The sequence below is a fragment of the Brevundimonas sp. genome, from assembly GCF_036399195.1.
In the GTDB taxonomy this organism is placed as follows: Bacteria; Pseudomonadota; Alphaproteobacteria; order Caulobacterales; family Caulobacteraceae; genus Brevundimonas.
The window spans coordinates 1-20,427 of record NZ_DASWNO010000122.1; the positions used below are offsets into that span (position 1 = coordinate 1).

The 20,427-nt window shown below is 68.6% G+C and carries 19 protein-coding genes and 1 pseudogene; 10 read left to right on the forward strand and 10 right to left on the reverse strand.

Annotation, left to right across the window (positions count from 1 at the left end):
* Positions 1-237: RsmD family RNA methyltransferase (locus VGB60_RS05680; protein WP_331037292.1), on the forward strand; the 237-nt coding region annotated here is incomplete at its 5' end.
* A gap of 39 nt (positions 238-276) precedes the next feature.
* Positions 277-1,305, forward strand: a complete 1,029-nt coding sequence (locus VGB60_RS05685; RefSeq protein ID WP_331037293.1) for a Kelch repeat-containing protein — start codon at positions 277-279, stop codon at positions 1,303-1,305.
* On the opposite strand, the gene mutL is transcribed toward VGB60_RS05685, so the two are convergent.
* Entirely contained in the window at positions 1,302-3,155 is a 1,854-nt protein-coding gene (gene mutL, locus VGB60_RS05690; protein WP_331037294.1) for a DNA mismatch repair endonuclease MutL, read from the reverse strand. The genes VGB60_RS05685 and mutL overlap by 4 nt on opposite strands.
* Positions 3,156-3,407: 252 nt before the next feature.
* Between mutL and VGB60_RS05695 the strand changes: the two genes are divergently transcribed.
* Both VGB60_RS05695 and VGB60_RS05700 read left to right on the forward strand, forming a co-directional pair.
* Positions 3,408-4,115, forward strand: coding sequence for a YceI family protein (locus VGB60_RS05695; RefSeq protein ID WP_331037295.1), 708 nt, complete (start codon positions 3,408-3,410; stop codon positions 4,113-4,115).
* Between the two features lie 11 nt (positions 4,116-4,126).
* Entirely contained in the window at positions 4,127-5,548 is a 1,422-nt protein-coding gene (locus tag VGB60_RS05700) for a cytochrome b/b6 domain-containing protein (protein WP_331037296.1), read from the forward strand.
* Here VGB60_RS05700 and VGB60_RS05705 read toward each other — a convergent pair.
* Positions 5,541-7,427: an ABC-F family ATP-binding cassette domain-containing protein gene (locus VGB60_RS05705; RefSeq protein WP_331037297.1), complete on the reverse strand. Its 1,887-nt coding sequence runs from the start codon at positions 7,425-7,427 to the stop codon at positions 5,541-5,543. The genes VGB60_RS05700 and VGB60_RS05705 overlap by 8 nt on opposite strands.
* A 159-nt stretch (positions 7,428-7,586) precedes the next feature.
* On the opposite strand from VGB60_RS05705, the gene ndk reads away from it, so the two are divergent.
* Positions 7,587-8,006, forward strand: coding sequence for a nucleoside-diphosphate kinase (gene ndk, locus VGB60_RS05710; RefSeq protein ID WP_331037298.1), 420 nt, complete (start codon positions 7,587-7,589; stop codon positions 8,004-8,006).
* Positions 8,007-8,080: 74 nt separating this feature from the next.
* Here the strand turns inward: ndk and VGB60_RS05715 are convergent, their stop codons facing one another.
* The 6 genes from VGB60_RS05715 to purM form a co-directional block, all read right to left on the reverse strand.
* Positions 8,081-10,144, reverse strand: coding sequence for a M13 family metallopeptidase (locus VGB60_RS05715; protein WP_331037299.1), 2,064 nt, complete (start codon positions 10,142-10,144; stop codon positions 8,081-8,083).
* Positions 10,145-10,233: 89 nt separating this feature from the next.
* The gene (gene purN / locus VGB60_RS05720; protein WP_331037300.1) at positions 10,234-10,824 is read right to left on the reverse strand and encodes a phosphoribosylglycinamide formyltransferase; all 591 of its coding nucleotides are present in this window, start codon (positions 10,822-10,824) and stop codon (positions 10,234-10,236) included.
* Positions 10,824-12,203, reverse strand: coding sequence for a M20/M25/M40 family metallo-hydrolase (locus tag VGB60_RS05725; RefSeq protein ID WP_331037301.1), 1,380 nt, complete (start codon positions 12,201-12,203; stop codon positions 10,824-10,826). Before VGB60_RS05725 ends, purN begins: the two co-directional genes overlap by 1 nt.
* A 137-nt stretch (positions 12,204-12,340) precedes the next feature.
* Entirely contained in the window at positions 12,341-12,745 is a 405-nt protein-coding gene (locus VGB60_RS05730) for a response regulator (protein WP_331037302.1), read from the reverse strand.
* Between the two features lie 120 nt (positions 12,746-12,865).
* Entirely contained in the window at positions 12,866-13,015 is a 150-nt protein-coding gene (locus VGB60_RS05735) for a hypothetical protein (RefSeq protein WP_331037303.1), read from the reverse strand.
* 184 nt (positions 13,016-13,199) lie between these two features.
* Positions 13,200-14,237 (reverse strand): phosphoribosylformylglycinamidine cyclo-ligase, encoded by a 1,038-nt coding sequence (gene purM, locus VGB60_RS05740; RefSeq protein WP_331037304.1) that lies wholly within the window; start codon positions 14,235-14,237, stop codon positions 13,200-13,202.
* An 80-nt stretch (positions 14,238-14,317) separates the two neighbouring features.
* Here purM and rnd point away from each other — a divergent pair, with 80 nt between their 5' ends.
* On the forward strand, positions 14,318-15,466 hold the full coding sequence (gene rnd, locus VGB60_RS05745) for a ribonuclease D (RefSeq protein ID WP_331037305.1): 1,149 nt from the start codon (positions 14,318-14,320) through the stop codon (positions 15,464-15,466).
* Positions 15,467-15,568: 102 nt separating this feature from the next.
* Here rnd and VGB60_RS05750 read toward each other — a convergent pair whose 3' ends face one another.
* Positions 15,569-16,030: a peptidylprolyl isomerase gene (locus tag VGB60_RS05750; protein WP_331037306.1), complete on the reverse strand. Its 462-nt coding sequence runs from the start codon at positions 16,028-16,030 to the stop codon at positions 15,569-15,571.
* Positions 16,031-16,215: 185 nt separating this feature from the next.
* Between VGB60_RS05750 and VGB60_RS05755 the strand changes: the two genes are divergently transcribed.
* Positions 16,216-16,920 carry an RlmE family RNA methyltransferase gene (locus VGB60_RS05755; protein WP_331037307.1) on the forward strand — a complete coding sequence of 235 codons (705 nt, stop codon included), beginning with the start codon at positions 16,216-16,218 and terminating at the stop codon, positions 16,918-16,920.
* Here VGB60_RS05755 and VGB60_RS05760 read toward each other — a convergent pair.
* On the reverse strand, positions 16,917-17,465 hold the full coding sequence (locus VGB60_RS05760) for a DUF2061 domain-containing protein (RefSeq protein ID WP_331037308.1): 549 nt from the start codon (positions 17,463-17,465) through the stop codon (positions 16,917-16,919). The genes VGB60_RS05755 and VGB60_RS05760 overlap by 4 nt on opposite strands.
* Before the next feature lie 131 nt (positions 17,466-17,596).
* On the opposite strand from VGB60_RS05760, the gene guaB reads away from it, so the two are divergent.
* The 3 genes and pseudogenes from guaB to VGB60_RS05775 form a co-directional block, all read left to right on the forward strand.
* Positions 17,597-19,057: an IMP dehydrogenase gene (gene guaB, locus VGB60_RS05765; protein ID WP_331037309.1), complete on the forward strand. Its 1,461-nt coding sequence runs from the start codon at positions 17,597-17,599 to the stop codon at positions 19,055-19,057.
* Positions 19,058-19,074: 17 nt separating this feature from the next.
* The gene (locus VGB60_RS05770) at positions 19,075-19,473 is read left to right on the forward strand and encodes an MAPEG family protein (RefSeq protein ID WP_331037310.1); all 399 of its coding nucleotides are present in this window, start codon (positions 19,075-19,077) and stop codon (positions 19,471-19,473) included.
* 10 nt (positions 19,474-19,483) lie between these two features.
* A pseudogene (locus tag VGB60_RS05775) lies at positions 19,484-20,427 on the forward strand (RsmB/NOP family class I SAM-dependent RNA methyltransferase); the annotation flags it as partial.

Below are 20,427 nucleotides of genomic sequence, written 5' to 3' on the forward strand. Positions count from 1 at the left end.
GGTTCGGACGGCGAGGCCTTCGACGTCGCCTTCCTTGACCCGCCGTACCGCAAGGGTCTGGGCGAGCAGACCCTGGTCCGGCTGCTGGAGGGCGACTGGCTCAAACCCGGCGCCGTGGTTGTGTTCGAGCGCGGCTCGGACGAACCGGATATCGATACGCCGGGCTACGAGCGGCTGGATACGCGCGACTACGGCGCCGCGCGGGTGCTTTTCCTGAGAATGCCGCCGCCCGGCTAGTCCACTGGCGCCGTCGCCGATTCCGAGTCAGGCTGGGGCATGACCCCGCTCGACCGCCGCACCTTCCTCGCCGCCGCCGTAGCCTCGGCCGCGCTGCCCTTCGCCGCCCGCGCACAGGAACAATCCAGCGGATGGGCTCCGCGCGCCTCGCTGCCGTGGCCGGTTCAGGAGATCTACTGCGCCGTCGCTGGCGGACAGATCGTGACCGCGGGCGGCCTGCGCCGGGGCGAGGGCGCGGGTCTGCACATCGAGGACCGTGTGGGCGGCTATGATCCCCGGCTGGACACATGGACGGAACTGGGCCGGCTGCCGGCGCCGCGTCACCATCCGATGGTCGTCACGGCGGGGGGCGCGTTGATGATCGTCGGCGGATACGGCCGTTCGGCCGCAGGCGACTGGACCGCCGTGACCGACGCCTGGATGGCCGACGGCGAGGTCTGGAGTCCGATCGCGCCCCTGCCGACCCCGCTGAGCGAAACCGTCGGCGTCGACATCGGCGGCCGCGCCCACCTGGTCACCGGCAGGCGACCGCTCGGAGCGGCCAACGGCCAGTGGAACGATCAGTCCGACGTGGCCGATCACTGGGTCTATGACCGCGACGCCGATCGTTGGGAGGCCGCCCGGCCCTGTCCGATGGCCCGCAACAGCGCAGCCGGCGCCGTGCTGGACGGCGTGATCTGGGTGGCCGGCGGCCGCACCGTCAGCGGCGGCGGCACGGGACGGCTGGACCGCTACGATCCGGCCGCCGACCGCTGGGAAACGCTCGCGCCCATTCCGCCGTCGCCGACGGGCCAGCAGGTCGGCGGTGGTTTGGCCATGGCGGCCGCAGCCGGCAAACTGGTCGCATTCGGCGGCGAGTGGTTCCAGCGCGGCGGCGGCGGCGGGGTCTTCGCCGAGACCTGGATCTACGATCCGGCCACGGACCGCTGGGAGGCTGGCCCGCCGATGCGCACCCCGCGCCATGGACTGGCGGCGGCGGCCGTGGACGAGGTCATCTACGCCATCGCCGGCGGCGAGGTGGTGTCCGGCGGCCGCGCCGGCGGCGTGGTCGAGGCGCTCCGGCTCTAGCGTCGTCCGAACAGCTTCTCGAGATCCGCCAGCTTCAGTTCGACATAGGTCGGGCGGCCGTGGTTGCACTGGCCGGAGTGAGGGGTGGCCTCCATTTCGCGCAGCAGGGCGTTCATCTCCGGGGCGGACAGCACCCGACCGGCGCGCACCGAGCCGTGGCAGGCCATGGTCCCGCAGACCTCGCCCAGCCGCTCGGTCAGGGACAGGGCCGCGCCGTGTTCCGACAGGTCGTCGGCGATGTCGCGGATCAGGCCCTGCACGTCGGCAGCGCCCAGCAGCGCGGGGGTCTCGCGCACCAGGACCGCGCCGCCGCCGAACGGTTCGACCACCAAGCCGAGTTCAGCCAGTTCGTCCGCCTTGGCGACGACCCGCTCGGCCTCGGCCGGGTCCAGATCCACCACCTCGGGCGTCAGCAGCACCTGCCGCGTCACCGAACCGGCGGCCATCTGCACCTTCATTCGCTCGTAGACCAGCCGCTCGTGCGCCGCGTGCTGGTCGACCACGACAAGGCCGTCGCGCGTCTGGGCCACGATGTAGGTTCCGTGCAACTGGGCCCGTGCGGCGCCGAGGGGATGGTCGATCAAATCAGGCGCGGACGGAGCGGCGTCCGACGGCCAGCCGTCGAGCGCCGGGCCCGGCTCGACCCGCGCCGACCGCTCTGCGAGCCCGGGGATGGTCTGCGCCATGGCGCTCGCTGGCGCGGCCCAGCCCTGCCAGCCGCTCCAGCCTTGCGCCGACGGTGAGGACGGGCTGTAGGCGGGGCCGGAGCCCACGCCCGAGTAGGGCCGGAACCCCGCCAACGCATCCGCGGCCACGGTGGTTGAGGCCCGGTGGCCGGCTCCGGCCAGCGCATGGCGGATGGCGCCGACGATCAGCCCGCGCACCAGCGCCGGATCGCGGAACCGCACCTCGGCCTTTGCCGGGTGCACATTGACGTCGACGTAGAGCGGGTCGATGTCGAGGAACAGCACCGCCGCCGGATGCCGGTCGCGGGCGAGAAAGTCGGCGTAGGCGCCCCGCAGCGCGCCCTGCAGCAGCCGGTCCTTCACGGGACGGCCGTTGACGAACAGATACTGGTGCCCGGCGTTGCCCCGGCTGTAGGTCGGCAGGCCCGCGTAGCCCGTCAGCCGGACGTTCTCGCGCGCCTGATCGATCAGCAGGGCGTTGGCCTCGAAGTCTCGCCCCAGCAGGGCCGCCAGCCGCTTCAGCCGGCCTTCATCGCCCGGGTGTTCGGCGGGCAAGCGCAGGGTGGTCCTGCCGTCCAGATCGAGGGTGAAGGCCACCGTCTCGTGCGCCATGGCCTGACGCTTGATCTCCTCCGAGATGGCCATGGCCTCCGACCGCTCGGACTTCATGAACTTCAGTCGGGCGGGCGTGGCGTAGAACAGGTCGCGCACCTCGACGCGAGCGCCGTGGGGACCCGGGAAGCCTGCAGGAGACACCGGGCGCTGATCGCCGCCTTCGACCACGATCCGGTGGGCGTCTCCGCCCGCCTTGGGCCGGCTGGTGATGGTCAGACGCGCCACTGAGCCGATCGAGGGCAGGGCCTCGCCGCGGAAGCCCAGCGTCGAGATGCGGAGCAGGTCGACGTCGCCCGCGTCGTCCGGCTCCAGCTTGGAGGTGGCGTGCCGCTCGACCGCCAGCGCCAGTTGGTCCGCCGCCATGCCGCAGCCGTCGTCTGCGATCAGGATCCGGCTCAGCCCGCCGCCGTCGGCTTGCACCTCGATGCGCGTGGCCCCCGCGTCGAGCGCGTTCTCCACCAGTTCCTTGATCGCGCTGGACGGCCGCTCGACCACCTCGCCGGCGGCGATGCGATTGACGGTCTCGGGCGGGAGGCGGCGGATGGGCATGGATTCGCGACGATACGGGTTTCCCGGCCGACACGCACCATTTTCACGCCGCCTTGGCGGTTGGCTGCCGCACACGCCGAGCCTGAGCGTGTGGGAGGCGAGACGTTTGCAACCAACGGGCCCGACGGCGCTACGAAGCGCTGCTTGGAGCCCAATTTGGACCAACTTTGCCGCACCCCATGACGGTCAGGTGACCTGCGGACGCATCAATGGGTGGGGCGGGCTCGGGTCATCGCCAGACCGGAGATATCCATGGTGAAGGTTCAGCATTTGCTGGCGTTGTCGGCCGTCGTCCTGCTCGCCGCGTGCGGCCCGGCCGCGGCGCCCGCGGCGAGCGGTCGGGAACAGGCCGCTTCGGCCGGGCCCCTCGATCTGAAGGCGCCGGCCGGTGTCTACGCGGTCGATCCCGCGCACGCCTCGCTGCAATGGTTCGTGGGGCACAACCGGGGCATCAGCAACTATGTCGCCCGCTTCAACACCTTCGACGGCGCGATCACTCTGGACCCGACGAACCTGGCCAACTCCCGGGTCGAGTTCACCATCGATCCTGCCTCGGTCGACGCCCATTACCCGGGCGATTACCGGCGCACGCATGCGCGCAGCGATTTCGCCAACTGGAACGAGGACATGGCGCGGAATGAGCGGTTCCTCAACGCCGGGGCCTTCCCCGAAATCCGGTTCAGTTCGACCTCGGTCAAGCTGACAGGCCCGCGCACCGCCGACGTTACCGGGGACCTGTCTTTCCTCGGTCAAACACGGCCGGTGACGCTAAGGGCGACCTTCAACGGGGAACTGGAGCGCCATCCGTTCGCCGGCGCGCCCGCCATCGGCTTCGCCGCCGAAGGACGCTTCAAGCGCTCGGACTTCGGCATGGCCCTGGGGCCCGTCAGCGACGAGGTGACCGTCCGTTTCGACGGCGAGTTCATCCGCCGGGATCCAGCCGCCGCGGCAGGCCGATAGGCGGCTCGCCGGTGGAAGTGGACGAGGATCGTCTGTCGCGTGGCGGCGCGCCGACAGGCCGCTCTACGGCCGCCGTCGGCTATGCGTCGGTGGCCATCGTCCTGCACTGGCTGACCGCTCTCGCCCTGATCGCCCTGATACCCATGGGGTGGTGGATGAGCCGGGCGGTCGCCGAACCTGACAGCCAGGCGGCCGCCTATCGCGTCTTTCAGCTGCACAAGTCGATCGGCCTGACGGTGCTGGCGCTGACTGTCATCCGTATCGGATGGCGGCTGACCCATCGGGCCCCGGACGCCGAGGCGGGCGCCCGGACCTGGGAAGTCTTCGTCGCCCGGATCACACACTTCGCCTTCTACGGCCTGCTGTTGGCGCTGCCCCTGAGCGGATGGCTGTACGTCTCGACCGGCTGGGCCGCCGGCCTGGATCAGGCGCTGAACGTCGCCACGTCGTGGTTCGGCGTCATTCAGGTTCCGCACCTCCCGGGCGTCGAAAACCTGGCCGTCGGTGTCCGGCGCACCTTGGCGTTTCACACGCTAAGCGCTCACAAGGCCATGGCGTGGGGCGCGGTCTTTCTGATTGGCCTGCACGCAGGCGCGGCCCTCAAACACCATGTGTTGGACCGCGACGATGTGCTGGCCCGGATGCTGCCGATGCTTCGCAGACGTGAACGCAGCGCCGTCGCTGGCGCGACCTCCGGGGACGCGGCGACATCGTCCGCCGCGGCCGCAAGCGTCGCCGGCCCTTCGCCCTATCGCACGGCGTCGGCTCTCATTGGACTGGCCGTGGCTCCGGCCATCGGCCTGTTCGGGTGGTTGCTGGCCCGGCCCGAGGCGCGCGACGACCTGGGTCGGGCCGCACCGGCGGCTGCGATTACAGTTGTGATGGACGAGCCCGTCGCGCCGGGTTCAGCCCAGGCATGGACGATCGACGCCGCGGCCTCCACCCTGGAGTTCAGCGGGACTCATGCCGGCGTGGACTTTCGGGGCAGGTTCCAAGACTGGCGCGCCCACATCTGGTTCGATCCCGCGGACTTGGCGGGATCGAGAGCGGTCGTGATCGTCAGCACCGGCTCGGCCCGCATCGGAGATGCGACGCAGGAGGCCTCTCTGAGGGACCCGGAGTGGTTTGATCCGGGCCGCCACCCCTCCGCTCGTTTCGAGGCGACCGTTTTTCGATCCGTCGGTGGCGATCGCTACGAAGCCGCCGGAACGCTGCGGATCAAGGACCGGGTCCAGCGGGCCGTCCTGCCCTTCACCTTCCGTGAGACCGCGCGCGGCGCCAGGGTTGAGGGCTCGATGACGCTGGATCGCTCCGCCTTCGACCTGGGTATGGCGTCGGATGCGGCCGGCGACTGGGTGTCCAGGGAGATACGGCTGCGCGTTTCGGTCGAGGCGAGGCGGTCCGGCCTGACGGCCGCCCCCCGACCTAGCTGACCTCCGCCAGAGCCTCCTCAGCCGCGATCCACGCGGCTTCAGCCGCGTCGAGATCCGACTGGGTCTTGGCCCGGGCGCGGTTCAGGCCCTCGAGGGCCTTGGGATTGCTGACCGCGGCGTTGGCCATGTCGTCGTCGATGCGGGCGATCTCGGCCGTCAGCTGCGCCATCCGCTCCTCGGCCTTCTTGACGGCGTGGCGCAGAGTCGAGGGCGAAGGACCTGATTTCTTGTCGTTCTTCTTCTTGCCGCCGCCACTGCTCTGGACCGGCGCGGCGGCCTCGTCCTTGATCTGGCTGGGTCGCACCGCCGCTTGTTTGGCCCGGTCGAGGACGAACTTCGCATAGTCGTCCATGTCGCCGTCCCACGGCTTCACGGTGCCGTCCGCCGCGAGCCAGAGCCGGTCGGCGACCAGCTCCATCAGCGACCGGTCGTGGGTGATCAGGATGACCGCGCCGGAATACTCGTTCAGCGCGTCCAGCAGGGCGCGGCGGCTGTCGATGTCGAGGTGGTTGGTGGGCTCGTCGAGGATTAGGATGTGCGGGGCGTCCATGGCCACCTGATTGAGCAGCAGGCGGGCGCGTTCACCCCCGGACAGGGAGGCGACGGTCGTCTCCTGCTTTTCATAGCCGAGCCCCCACTGGGCCAGTTTGGAGCGGCGGCTGCTCTCGGACGCGTCCGGCATGGCCCGGCGGACGATCTCCAGCGGGGTGTCGGTCGGATCCATGGCCTCGATCTGGTGCTGGTGGAACCAGCCGACCCGCATCTTGCGGTCCCGGTGCAGCTCGCCCTCGGACACGTTCAGGGCGCCCGCGATCATCTTGGCGAAGGTCGACTTGCCGGCGCCGTTGACGCCCAGCAGGCCAATGCGGTCGTCGAGGTCCATGCGCAGATTGAGGTTCCGCAGGATCGGCTTGCCGGGCTCGTAGCCGACGTTTGCGCGCTCCAGACGGATCAGCGGCGGCGCCAGCGGGCGCGGCGGGGACGGCAGGATGAATGGGGCGACCCGCTCTTCGATGGTCGTCGCCACCGGCTGCATCTTGGCCAGCCGCTTCATGCGCGACTGGGCCTGCGCGGCCTTGGAGGCCTTGGCCTTGAAGCGGTCGACGAAGGCCTGCAGGTGGGCGCGCTCGGCGTCCTGCTTGGCCTTGGCGGACATCTGCAGCCGCGCCTTCTCGGCCCGGGCCTTCTCGAAGGCGTCGTAGTTGCCGGTGTAGAGGGTCAGCGTGCGGTTCGCGAGGTGCAGGATGTGGGTGCAGACCTCGTTCAGCATCTCTCGGTCATGCGAGATGATCAGGGCCGTGTGCGGATACTTCTTCAGCCGCGCCTCGAGCCACAGCGCGCCCTCGAGGTCGAGGTAGTTGGTCGGTTCGTCGAGCAGCAGCATGTCCGGCTCGGCGAACAGGGCGGCGGCGAGGGCGACGCGCATGCGCCAGCCGCCCGAGAACTCCGACATCGGCCGCTGCTGGTTCTCCTGATCGAAGCCCAGGCCGACGAGGATTTCAGAGGCGCGCGCCGGGGCCGCGTCGGCGTCGATCTCGATCAGCCGGGACCAGATCTCGCCCATCTCCTCGGGCTCGGCGGTTTCCAGACGGCCCAGCAGGTCGTGGCGCTCGACATCGGCCTCGAGAATGGTTTCCAGCACGCTCACCGGCGTGGCGGGATGTTCCTGATCGACGGAGCCGATGCGGGCGGTCTTGGGCAGGCTGATCTCATCGCCGCCCGCCGCCAGTTCGCCGAGGACCAGCTTGAACAGGGTCGACTTGCCGATGCCGTTGCGGCCGACCAGTCCGACCTTGGCGCCGGGCGGCAGGCTGACCGAAGCGTCCTCAAGGAACTTTCGCCCCCAGGCGTTGAAGGTCAGGTCGGTGATCTGGAGCATGGAAAGTTCGAGGCCAGCGCGCGTCCCTTAACCAGCGAGGCGCCCAGTCAAGCAGGGGGCGCCGAGCGATAGGGAGACATGAAAATGGAGCGGTTGGAAACCGGGGAGGGCGCGTCTATAAGCCCGCGACCCTCAATCTCCCAACAAGAAGTCACTCCCATGACCGAACGCACCTTCTCGATCATCAAGCCGGACGCCACGCGCCGCAACCTGACCGGCGCCGTCAACGCCGTGATCGAGGGCGCCGGCCTGCGCATCGTGGCCCAGCGCCGCGTCAAGCTGACCGAAGCTCAGGCGAAGAAGTTCTATGAAGTCCACGCCGAACGCCCGTTCTACGGCGAGTTGGTCGGCCAGATGACCGCCGAGCCGGTCGTGGTCCAGGTGCTGGAGGGCGAGAACGCCGTCGCCCGCTACCGTGAAGTCATGGGCGCGACCAACCCGGACCAGGCCGCCGAGGGCACTATCCGCAAGCAGTTCGCCCTGTCGATTGGCGAGAACTCGGTCCACGGATCGGACTCGATCGAGAACGCCGGCATCGAGATCGCCCAGTTCTTCACGGACGACCAGATCGTCGGCTAGGCAGCCTTGATCGGTAAAAGAACGGCCCCGGCGAGCGATCGCCGGGGCCGTTCTCTTTTTGGGGTGGGTCGAGCCTACCAGATGCGGGCGCGGGCCTCGGGAGCGAGGTATTGTTCGTCGCCCGGCTGAACGCCGAACGCCGTGTACCAAGCGTCGATGTTGCGCGGAGAGACGGCCGCCCGGTACTGGCCCGGCGAGTGGGGATCGATCGTGACCTGCTGGCGCAGCGCCTCATCACGGATTTTCGTCCGCCAGACCTGAGCCCAGCCGAGGAACACACGCTGGTCGCCGGTCAAGCCGTTGAGCACGGGCGCCGGCTGACCATTCAGCGACATGTGGTACGCGTCCAGCGCCAGCAGCAGCCCGCCCAGGTCGGCGATGTTCTCACCCATGGTCAGGGCGGGGTTGACCGTCGCGCCTTCCAGCGGGCTCAGCAGCCCATACTGCGCCCCCAGGACCGCCGCCCGCTCCTCGAACTTGGCAGCGTCATCCGGCGTCCACCAGTCGCGCAGCACGCCGTCGCCGTCGGTCTTGCGGCCCTGATCGTCGAAGCCGTGGGTGATCTCGTGGCCGATGACCGCGCCGATGCCGCCGTAGTTGATGGCTGCGTCGGCGTTCGGGTCGAAGAAGGGAGCCTGCAGGATGGCGGCCGGGAAGACGATCTCGTTGCGGACCGAGTTGTAGTAGGCGTTCACCGTCTGTGGCGTCATACCCCACTCGAGGGGATTTACGGGGCGGCCCAGCTTGGCGACCTCGAAGGCCCATTCAAAGGCGGCGGAACGCTCGACATTGCCGTACAGGTCGCCGGGCTCGATGCGCAGGCCGTCGTATTGGCGCCATTCCTCCGGATAGCCGATCTTCACCCCGAACCGGCTCATCTTGTAGAGCGCCTGCTGCTTCGTTTCCGCGCTCATCCAGTCAAGGTTCTCGATCCGGCGCGTCATCGCCGCCCGAAGATTGGCGACAAGTTCTTCCATCTGAGCCTTGGATTCCGCTGGGAAGTGGCGGGCGACGAACTCGCGGCCCAGAACTTCGCCGACGGAGCCGTTCACCAGAGCGACGCCCCGCTTCCAGCGCGGGCGGTCCTGCGGCTGGCCGCTCAGGACCTTGCCGTAAAAGTTGAAGCGGTTCTCGACGAAGGCGCTCGACAGATAAGGCGCGGCCTGATCGACGATATGGAAGGCCTGCCACGACTGCAGCGTCCCGATCGGCGTCTCCGCGAAGACCCTCGCCATGCCAGGGAAGGCGGTGTTGTTGGCGGCGATCAGCACCGGAACGGCGCCGACCTGGGCGCCGTCGGCCCAAGACGCCCAGTCGAAGCCCGGCGCGGCCGCGGTCAGCTCGGCGATGGTCGCCGGGTTGTAGATCTTGTCGATCTGGCGGCTCTGGACCTGGGTCCAGTGCTGTTCGGCGATGCGTGTCTCGAAGGCGACGATGTCAGCCGCGGCCTGCTGCGGGCTTGGCCAGCCGGCGAGCTCGAGCGCCTTGGCGACGTAGACCTGGTAGGCCGCCTTCTGGGTGGCGAAATTCGCTTCCAGATAATAGTCGCGGTCGGGCATGCCGAGCCCGCCCTGGCCGATGTAGGCGCTGATCGTACGGGGGTCTTTGAGGTCCTCGAAGATCTGCACGCCGAACAGGCTGGAGCCGAAGCCGGACTGAGTCCGTCCCATCAGCCGCGCGATCTTCTCACGGGTGTCCGCCGCGCGAACCTCGGCGAGGTCGGCCTGCAACGGCGTGGCGCCCAGCCGCTCGACCGTCGCCTCGTCCATGAAGCTGTTGAAGAACGAGCCGATGCGCGCGGCGTCGGGGCTCGCCGAAGGATTGGCCGCGCTTTCCTCGATGATTTCTCTCAACTGGGCTTCCGAACGGTCGGCCAGGACGTGGAAGGCGCCGTAGGAGGTGCGGTCCGCGGGAATCTCGGTGTTCCGCAGGTAGGTTCCGTTGGCGAACTGGTTGAAGTCGGCGCCGGGCCGAACGCTCGTATCCATCCCTCCCACGTCGAACCCGAACGTTCCGATCTGGGGCTGGGTGGCCGAAGGAATCTCGACGATCGGAGGCGTCGTCTGCGCCTGCACGACGCCGGCGGCGAGAAGAAGCGCCGCGCCGGCGGCGCAGGCCATGAGGTTCAGTCTGGACATGGGAGACCCCGTTGAGAATTCGGCGGCAAGCTGCCTCAGCTCACGACTGCTGTCCCGACAAATCCGCGAGATTACAAACTTCTAATCTGTTACGCCCGACAGAAGTCGGCAAGGGCTGCAGGGTAGAGCTGGTGTTCGGCCACCACTACGCGCTGCGCCAGCGAAGCGGGGGTGTCGTCCCGCAGGACCGGAACTCTCGCCTGCGCCAGCACTGGGCCTTCATCCACGCCCTCCGTCACCAGATGCACGGAACAGCCCGCTTCCTTGTCGCCCGCCGCAAGAGCGCGGGCGTGGGTGTCGAGGCCGGGATATTTCGGCAGCAGGCTTGGGTGGATGTTCAGCATCCGTCCTTTCCACCGGTCAACCAGCCACGGGGTCAGCAGCCGCATATAGCCGGCGAGCGCCACAAGCTCGACGGCATACTCAGCCAGGACGCCGTCGATGACCCTTTCGTGGGCTTCGCGGCCGCCGTCGTGCGGTTTTGTCTCGACCACCCGCGTCGGCACGCCCTTGGCGGCCGCGACCGTCAGCCCGCCCGCGTCGGCCCTGTTCGACACCACCAGCACCACGTCGAACGGCGCGTCCGGCGAGGCCGCGGCGTCGATCAGGGCGGCCATGTTGGAGCCGGCGCCGGAGATCAGGACGGCGACGCGGACGCGGCCGCGGGCGGCGTCCGACATCAGTTCGCCGGACGCGGCGCCGGGTCTCCCACCGAGACGAACGATCCCGCCGGGCCGGGGAAGACCACGGGGCTCTCGTACCCGTCCTCTGAAATCGCCGAGACCCCAAAGAAGTAGTCGTCGATGACGATGCCCGGCAGCACCAGTTCGGTCGCCGATCCGGCGGAGCGGCTGTTGGTCCACTGGGCCGCCGTGGTCGGGCGCCACCAGACGCGATAGCTCGCGGCCCCCGGCACGGCCTGCCAGCGGATCGTGGTGTCCGGCTTTACGGCGCCCTCGATGGCCACGCCCAGAGGGCTGGCGGGCGCGTTGGCCAGCGCCGCCATGGCGACGATGTTCAGTCGCGCGACCTGGCCCAGATAGTCGAAGTCCACGCCGTCGATGGTGTCGCCATAGTGGACGCCGTTCTCGGTGCGCAGGTCCTGATGTTGGCGGTCGTAGTTCTCTGCGCCCTCGGAGATGCGGACGGCCGGGAAGCCCGCCCGCAGCATCTCGACCTGGTCGCCGCCGCGCCCGTAGCGGTCGGTGCGATAGATCATCTCGACGTCGAAATTAGCCAGGTAGCGTTGCGCCACCGCGTCGACGAACCGGGCCAGGTTGCGCGACGACGAGTCGACCTCGCCGCCGTTGTAGCGCCGACGCTCCTCCTGGGCCTCGGTCTCGACGGTCTTGGTGCCCTCGGAGAAGACCCGGACGCGGGTCGTGTCGCGCACACCGGACTGGCCTTCGGAGTTGCCGACGATGTCGTTGTTGAGGTTGGCCTCGACCCGCCAGCCCTGCGCCTTGGCGTAGTCGGCCAGGATCTTTCCGCCCAGCAGGCCCTGCTCTTCACCGGACAAGGCAGCGTAGACGAGGGTAGCGTCGAACCGGTGCTTCGACAGCACGCGGGCGGCTTCCAGAACCGCGGCTACGCCCGACGCGTCGTCGTTGGCCCCGGGGGCGTCGTCCGTGAAGTTCATCACGTCGGTGACGCGGGAGTCGAGGTGGCCGGAGATGATGATGACCCGGTTCGGATCCCCCGTGCCGCGCTGGATGGCGACGACGTTGACCACCTCCGTCGGTGTCGGGACCCGCGCGCCGGTGACGGTGTCGGACGGCGTCACCACCGTCAGGCAGCCGCCGCACTCGCGGCTGACGCCCTGGAACTGCGCCTCGACCCAGCGGCGGGCCGCGCCGATGCCGCGGGTGTTCGATCGTGTCTCCGACATCGTGTGGCGGGTGCCGAAGCCGACCATGGCCTCGATATCCGATCGCATGCGCTCCGGCCGGATTTCCCCGGACAACTGGTGCAGCAGCGCCTGTTCCTGGGTCGGAGCCTGCGCGGCGGAGGGCGTCGAGACGATCATCAGGCCGGCGAGGGCGAGGGAAAGGGCGCGCATCGAATGGCCTCATGTCATCTGGGAGGGGCGGACCTTGCCGGTCGGCTTCAGCGCGGTCAACGGATTCAGACGTTCGTCATCGCAAGTGTCGTCGGGGACGGATCGGCCCGGAGCCGGCCGCTCACAGCACAGGGGGGCTAGCCCGCGAGGGCCCAGGGGCCATTCTGCCGCGACGGCGCCTGGAGCAGCCGTTCGACCGCGGCGACAAAGCTGACCATCCGCAACGGCTTGGCCATCACCTCGTCGGCGCCGAACACGCGAGCCGTTTCGAGATAGCTCACGGCGCTCGCGCGGCCGCCGGACGAGATGGCGAGGATGCGAATGCCCGGATGCGACTGCCGGATCGTGCGGATCACCTCCAACCCGTCGCGGTTCGGCATCAGCAGATCAAGCACGACCAGATCAATGGGCACGCGCTCGATCACTTGCATCGCCAGGTCGCCGTCGGCGGCTTCGATGATCGCATAGTCTCCGTCGCGCAGCATTTCGCACGCGATCATGCGCACGGTCGGATCATCATCCGCGATCAGTATCGAAGCCAAGCCAGTCCCCTCCCGAGACCCTCTCAACCCGCTATCCAGGGCGCCGTTGCAAACGGTGACGCTTGCTAACCCTCTTTGTCAGCTGGCGTGTCCGGTCAGCCGTCGGACCGCAGGAGCAGGTCAGCTCTCCAGCGATGCAAACCAGTCGGCGTAGGGCGTGTTCTTCGCCAGATGTCGGTTGAAGTCCGGCGCTCCATCACTCCACCAGACGGGACCTCGTTCGCCGAGCGCGGTCTTGGCGCGATCAACGGCCGCGCCAGCCTCCGCCACGCCGGCGCCCGACTTCCTCGCTGCCTTAACTGCGGCTCTCGCGCGGCCCAGATCACTCAGCAATGCAAGCCGGCGCTCCTCCGGCAGGTCAGGATTGGTGCGGCGCCAAAGGCGGCCCCTGACGACCAGATAGCGTCCGTCAGGTGTGACGGGGTAGTTCCTGGCTACGTCGTTCGTCGCCGGATCAGGCCGCCTCCAGTTGCCCGCAGACGAAGGCCACCTCGCCGGCGTTGAGCAGGGCCTCGAGCACCGGCTCCGCGTTCTCCGGCGCCACGATCAGAATGAAGCCGACGCCGCAGTTGAACGTGCGGCGCAGTTCGTGATCGGAGATGCCGCCGGTCTCGCCCAGCCACTGGAACACATGCGGCATCGGCCAGGCAGCCCAGTCGAACGCAGCCTGAAGGCCGTCGGCGATGCAGCGGGGCGGGTTTTCGATCAAGCCGCCGCCGGTGATGTGCGCCGCGCCCTTGATCAGGCCGGCCTTCATCAGGGGCAGCACCGGCTTCACATAGATGCGGGTCGGCTCCATCAGCGCCTGCGCGAGGGTGCGATCGCGGGCGAAAGGGGCGTCGTCGCCCCACGACAGGCCCGACTTCTCCACCACCTTGCGGATCAGGGAATAACCGTTCGAGTGCGGCCCGGACGAGCCGAGGCCGATGATGACGTCACCGGCCGCCTGACGGTCGAGGTAGGGCAGGGCGTGGCCCCGCTCGACCGCTCCAAGGGAGAATCCCGCCAGATCGTAGTCGCCGCCGGTGTACATGCCCGGCATCTCGGCCGTCTCGCCGCCGACCAGCGCGCAGCCGGCCTGACGGCAGCCCTCGGCGATGCCCGCGACGACGCGCTTGGCGGCGTCGATCTCGAGCTTGCCGGTGGCGTAGTAGTCGAGAAACAGCAACGGCTCCGCGCCCTGGGCCAGCAGGTCGTTGACGCACATGGCCACAAGATCGATCCCGACGCCGTCATGCCGGCCCGTCTCGATGGCGATCTTCAGCTTGGTCCCGACGCCGTCCGTGGTGGCGACGATCAGCGGATCCTCGAACCCGGCCGCCTTCAGGTCGAACAGGGCTCCGAATCCCCCCAGCGAGGCCTCGGCCCCGGGGCGGCGCGTCGACCTCGCCAGCGGCTTGATCGCGTCGACCAGCATCTCGCCGGCGTCGATGTCGACCCCCGCATCCGCGTAGGTCAGGCCGTTGTCGAGCTTGTCCGACGTGTCGCCCATGGGTCACCGGCCTGAATCAGTGGGAGGTTTTCTGCGGCGGCTCTTGCCACAACCGTGTCGGGCGGGGCTATAGCATCCGAATGACGCCGATCACCACCACCGAGGCCCTGCGAGACTTCTGCGCACGGCTGGCTGACCAGCCTTTCATCACGGTCGACACCGAGTTCATGCGGGAGACGACCTACTGGCCGCGCCTGTGCCTGATACAGGCGGCCTCGGCCACGGACGCGGCGATCATCGATCCGATGGCCGACGGTCTGGACCTCGAGCCCTTCCTCGACCTGCTGCGCGATCCGAAGATCATCAAGGTCTTCCACGCGGCGCGTCAGGATACCGAAATCTTCGTCAAACTCGGCGCCATGCCCAAGCCGATGTTCGACACCCAGGTCGCCGCCATGGCCGCCGGGTTCGGGGATCAAGTCTCGTACGAGGCGCTGGTGCGGCAGATGCTGAGGCAGGAAGTCGACAAGGGCAGCCGCTTCACCGACTGGGGCCGTCGGCCGCTGTCCGAGGCGCAACTGATCTACGCCCTCGGCGACGTGACCCACCTTGCGGCCTTGTATCCCAAGCTGCGCGACCGCCTGCAGAAAGAGGGGCGGCTGGACTGGGTCATGGCCGAGATGGAGGATCTGACCGATCCAGCCCTCTACGACACCGATCCGGAAAAGGCGTGGAAGCGCCTGAAGCCGAAGAAGTATTCCGCCAGATATCTGTCCGCCTTCGTGGCGACCGCCGTCTGGCGCGAGCGCACGGCGCAGGAACGTGATCAGCCGCGCGGCCGCATCCTGAAGGACGAGGCCATCGACGAGATCGCGGCGCAGGGCCCGACCGATCCCGACGCGTTCAACCGCCTGCGCTCGGTGCCCAAGGGATTTGGCGCCTCGCGGCTAGGTCTGGAGCTGATCGAGGAGCTGAAGCGGGTGTTGGCGGACCCCGAGGCGCATGCGCCCAAGCTGGATCGGCCCGCCCACAACCAGCCGGCGCCGCCGTCGGTGGTCGAACTGCTCAAGGTCCTGCTGAAAGCCAAGAGCGACAACGCCGGCGTGGCGACCAAGCTGCTCGCCAACGTGTCCGACCTCGAGAAGATCGCCCTCGACGACGAGGCCGACGTGGACGCCCTGAAGGGCTGGCGCCGCCAGCTGTTCGGCGAGGACGCGCTGAAGCTGAAACGCGGCGAGATCGCCCTCGTGCTGAACGGGGCGCGGGTCGAAGTGGTGGAGATCGAGTAGGGATCAGGGATTAGGGATTAGGGATGACGCCTTGGGCCGAAGCGGCTGGTCCGATCCCGGTCCACTCTAATCCCTAATCCCTAACCCCTCGTCCCTAATCCCTCAGCTCACCGTCGCCTTGACGATCTTGCCCGGCGACCGGGGCGGTTCGCCCTTGGGCAGGGCGTCGACGACGTCCATGCCTTCGATGACTTCCCCCCAGACCGTGTACTGGCGGTCGAGGAAGGTGGCGTCGTCGAGGCAGATGAAGAACTGGCTGTTGGCGCTGTTCGGATCGGACGTGCGGGCCATGGAGCAGACGCCGCGCACGTGGCGCTCGGCCGAGAATTCCGCTTTCAGGTTGGGCTTCTTCGAGCCTGAAGTGCCCGTGCCGGTCGGGTCGCCGCCCTGGGCCATGAAGCCGGGGATGACTCGGTGGAAGACGACGCCGTCGTAGAAGCCTTCGCCCGCGAGCTCGCTGATACGGGCGACGTGGCCGGGCGCCAGGTCGGAGCGGAGCTTGATGACCACGTCGCGTTCCTGGCCGTCGCCGGTGTCGAGAGTGAAGGTGAGGGTTTCGGCCATCGGTGCGCTCCTTGTCTGGGGTGGGTGTCCTTACCCTCCCGCTCATCCCGGCGAAAGCCGGGACCCAGTTCTTTCGCTTGAACTCGGTGTATGGGATCAGCAGGGGTGTTCGGTCGGACTTTTTCCGTCACCCAAAGCACTGGGTCCCGGCTTTCGCCGGGATGAGCGGATGAGATATCTGGAACATGAGTGAGGACGAACCGGAACGCCGCCGCATGGTCCGGCCGCCCTCTGGCGGCACGGCCGCCGGGCGCGGCATGGGCACGAAGATGAAGACGGCGGACACCAAGTCGATGTCCAGCCAGCAGTGGATCAAACGCCAGTTGTCGGACAAATGGTCCGAGCGGGCCCGCGCCGAAGGCTGGCGCAGCCGCGCGGCCTTCAAGCTGCTGGAGATCGACGACCGCTTCCACCTGATCCGGCAGGGCAGCCGGGTCATCGACCTGGGCGCCGCGCCGGGCGGCTGGGCGCAGGTGGCGGTCAAGCGGGGCGCGATCTCGGTCGTCGGCGTGGATCTGCTGCCGGTCGAGCCCGTGCCCGGCGCCATCATGCTGCAGGCGGACTTCACCCATGCCGGCGTGGACCAGCAGATGATGGACCTGCTCGGCGGTCCGCCCGATCTGGTGCTCTCGGACATGGCGCACAACACCGTCGGCCACCGCCAGACCGACCACCTGAAGATCATCGCCCTGATCGAGATCGCCGCGGACTTCGCCATCCGCACGCTCAGGCCGGGCGGGCATTTCGTCTCGAAGAACTTCCAGGGCGGCGACGCCGGCGGCGTTCTGGCGCGCCTGCGGCAGGAGTTCGAGACGGTGAAATACGTGAAGCCGGAATCCAGCCGGAAGGACAGCGCTGAAGTCTTCCTGGTGGCGATGAACAGACGCTAGGCCGAAGCCATCTCAGCAGCCTGTTTGGCCTTCCGCGCCTCGATCCGGCTCCAGATACGATCGTGGGCGGTGAAGAAGACCGTCTGCACCAGAGGCTCGATGATGCCGATGGCCAAGGCCGTGCGCCAGTTTTGGGTCAGGGCGAAGGCCACCGTCACCGCGACCACGAAATGCATCAGGCCGTAGGTGACGGACTTGGCGGCGATCTGTTTCAACGAGCGGGGCAGGGCGTGGCTGTGGCCGTGGTGGCCGTGGGCGCGGGTCTGTTCCTCGGGCGCCATGATCTGCAGGCGCGCGGTGAAGGCCTCGGAGGCTTCTTCGAGGTTCGACAGCATCCGCCGGTGCTCGATCCGGTGCCAGACCCGGTCATGAATCGAATAGGCGATGGTCTGGAAGAAGGGCTCGACGACACCGACCGCCAGCGCCATGCGCCAGTCGCGGGTGATGGCGAACGCCACCAGGATGGCGATCACGAGGTGCATCACGCCATAGCTCGCGATCTTGAGCGCGAGGCGGCGGGCCGTGCTGATGAGGGTTCGGACCATGCGTCGTACAAATGTGGGGCCGGCGCCGCATCGGGCAAGGCAAATCTTCTTATCCGCACGATAAGACCAGCCGCCCCTTGCGGTTCCACCGCCGTGACCGCTATACGCGGCCCGCAAAACGGAGGCTCCTCATGGAGATTCGCGAAGGGCTCACCTTCGACGATGTTTTGCTCGAACCCGGCCCGTCAGAGATCATGCCCGCCGACGCGGACGTCTCGACGAAGCTGACCCGCGACATCCGGTTGAACATCCCCCTGACCTCGTCCGCCATGGACACGGTCACCGAAAGCCGTCTGGCGATCGCCATGGCGCAGGCCGGGGGACTGGGCGTCCTCCACCGCAACATGTCGGTCGAGGAACAGGCCGATCAGGTGCGCGAGGTGAAGCGCTACGAGAGCGGCATGGTCATCAATCCGGTGACCATCACGCCTGAAACCACGCTCGGCGAGATCCGCGCGATCGTCGCCAAGAAGAAGATCAGCGGCTTTCCGGTGGTCGATCCCGCGACCGGTCGGCTGGTCGGCATCCTGACCAACCGGGACATGCGGTTCGACACCGATCCGAACCGCAGGGCCGCCGAGCTGATGACCACCGGCGACCTGATCACCGTGCGCGAAGGCGCGGGACGGGACGAGGCGAGGGCGCTGCTGCGCGATCGCAAGATCGAGCGCGTCATCGTTGTCGACGAGGATTATCGCGCGACTGGCCTGATCACGATGAAGGACATCGAGAAGGCCCAGGCCCATCCCCACGCGGCCAAGGACGATCAGGGCCGGCTGCTGGTCGGCGCCGCCTCGACCGTCGGGGACGCGGGCTACGAGCGGGCCATGGCGCTGGCCGAGGCCGGGGTGGACGTGGTGGTCATCGACACGGCCCATGGTCACTCGATCCAGGTGTCGAGGGTGGTCGAGCGCATCAAGCGCGAGTCCAACCGCATCCAGATCATCGCCGGCAACATCGCCACCTATGACGCGGCGCGGGCCCTGATCGACGCGGGCGCGGACGCCGTGAAAGTCGGAATCGGGCCCGGCAGCATCTGCACCACCCGCATCGTCGCCGGCGTGGGCGTGCCCCAGCTGACCGCCATTATGGAGGCTGTCCGGGCGGCGAAGGACTCGGGCGCGCCGGTCATCGCCGACGGCGGCATCAAATACTCGGGCGACCTCGCCAAGGCGATCGCGGCGGGGGCCTCGGTCGCCATGATGGGCTCGATGTTCGCGGGCACGGACGAGAGCCCGGGCGAGGTGTTCCTGTACCAGGGCCGGTCGTACAAGTCATACCGGGGCATGGGCTCGGTCGGGGCCATGGGGGCCGGGTCGGCCGACCGCTATTTCCAGAAGGAAGTGGAGGACAGCCGCAAGCTGGTGCCCGAGGGCATCGAGGGCCAGACGCCGTACAAGGGGCCGATCGCGCCGGTGCTGCACCAGATGGTCGGCGGCCTGCGCGCGGCCATGGGCTATGTCGGTGCGGCCACCATCGCCGACCTGCAGGAGCGCGCCCGATTCGTACGCATCACGGGGGCTGGCCTGCGCGAGAGCCACGTCCATGACGTGATGATCACGCGGGAAGCGCCGAACTATCGTCAGGGATGAGCGGGGAGGCTCAAGCCATGGATATGACGCCAGAATTCATCATGTTGGCCTTCACCCTGATCCTGGCGTTGGTTCAGATCGGGGCGGCGGGCGCGGCGCGGACGTCGGAGCTCGGCGCCAAATGGAACGCCGGGCCGCGCGACGGCGAGGCGCCGCCTCCCGGACCCATGGCCGGGCGGCTGATGCGGGCGCAGGCCAATCTGTTCGAAACCCTGCCGCTGTTCGCCGCCGCCGTGATTATGGCGCATGTGGCGGGCAAGGACGGCCAGCTGACCTTCATCGGCACGCACCTCTACTTCTTCGGGCGGCTGATCTATGTGCCGCTCTACGCCTTCGGCGTCCCCTACATCCGCTCGCTGGTCTGGATGGTCGCCGCCGTCGGGCTGGTGATGGTGCTGGCGGCCCTGTTCATCTGATCGGAACCCCGTGACTCCAGCCGCCCGCCTCGCCGCCGCCGCCTCCGTTCTCGACAGCATCGCCCAGGGGCGCGCGCCCGCCGAGACGGTGATCAAGGCCTGGGGCGCCGCCAATCGCTATGCGGGCTCCGGCGACCGCCGCGCCGTGGCCGAGCGGGTCTATCAGGTGCTGCGTTCGCGCGGCCGGCTGGTCGAAGCCATGGGCGGGCGCGAGGACGGCCGGGCTCTGGTCATCGGCGCCTTGGCCGTTCTGGACCGTCTGCCGCTGGAGGCGATCGAGGCGCTGCACTCCGGCGAGGGCTATGGCCCCCGGCCTCTGTCGAAGCAGGAGCGCGCCCGGATCGCCATGGTTGGAGAGACGTCCGAAGCGGCCGCTTCCGCTGCGGGAGGGCTGCCCGCCTTCGTCGTCGAAGACCTTCAGGCCGTGTTCGGCGATCGCGCGCAGGCCGAAGCTGAAGCGCTGATGCAGCGCGCGCCGGTCGATCTGCGGGTGAATGGAGCGCGGGCGACGCTCGCAGGAGCCGTGGCCGAGCTGCGCGCCGGGGGCCTGTCGCCAGAGCCGACGCCTCTGTCCGCCCGGGGCCTGCGCCTTGCCGCCCAGCCCGCGCCGAATGTGCAGGGTCTGGACGCCTTCGAGGCCGGGCGGATCGAGATTCAGGACGAAGGCTCGCAGATCGTCACCTGGCTGGCCGGGGCGGGGCTGACGTTCACGCCCGAGACGGTCGTGGTCGACTATTGCGCCGGCGGCGGTGGCAAGACGCTGGCGCTGGCCGCGCTGGCCCTGCCGGACGCGCCGCCGACCGAGGTTCCCGCGCCGCGCGGCGGCTGGTCGCCGGTCGGAGCTGATGACATCGCTGCAAGCAGGGCCGCTGAGCCCGCGGCGCCGGTGCGCCTGATCGCCTGCGACGTGGTGCAGAAGCGGCTGGACAACATCCGGCCCCGGCTCGAGCGGTC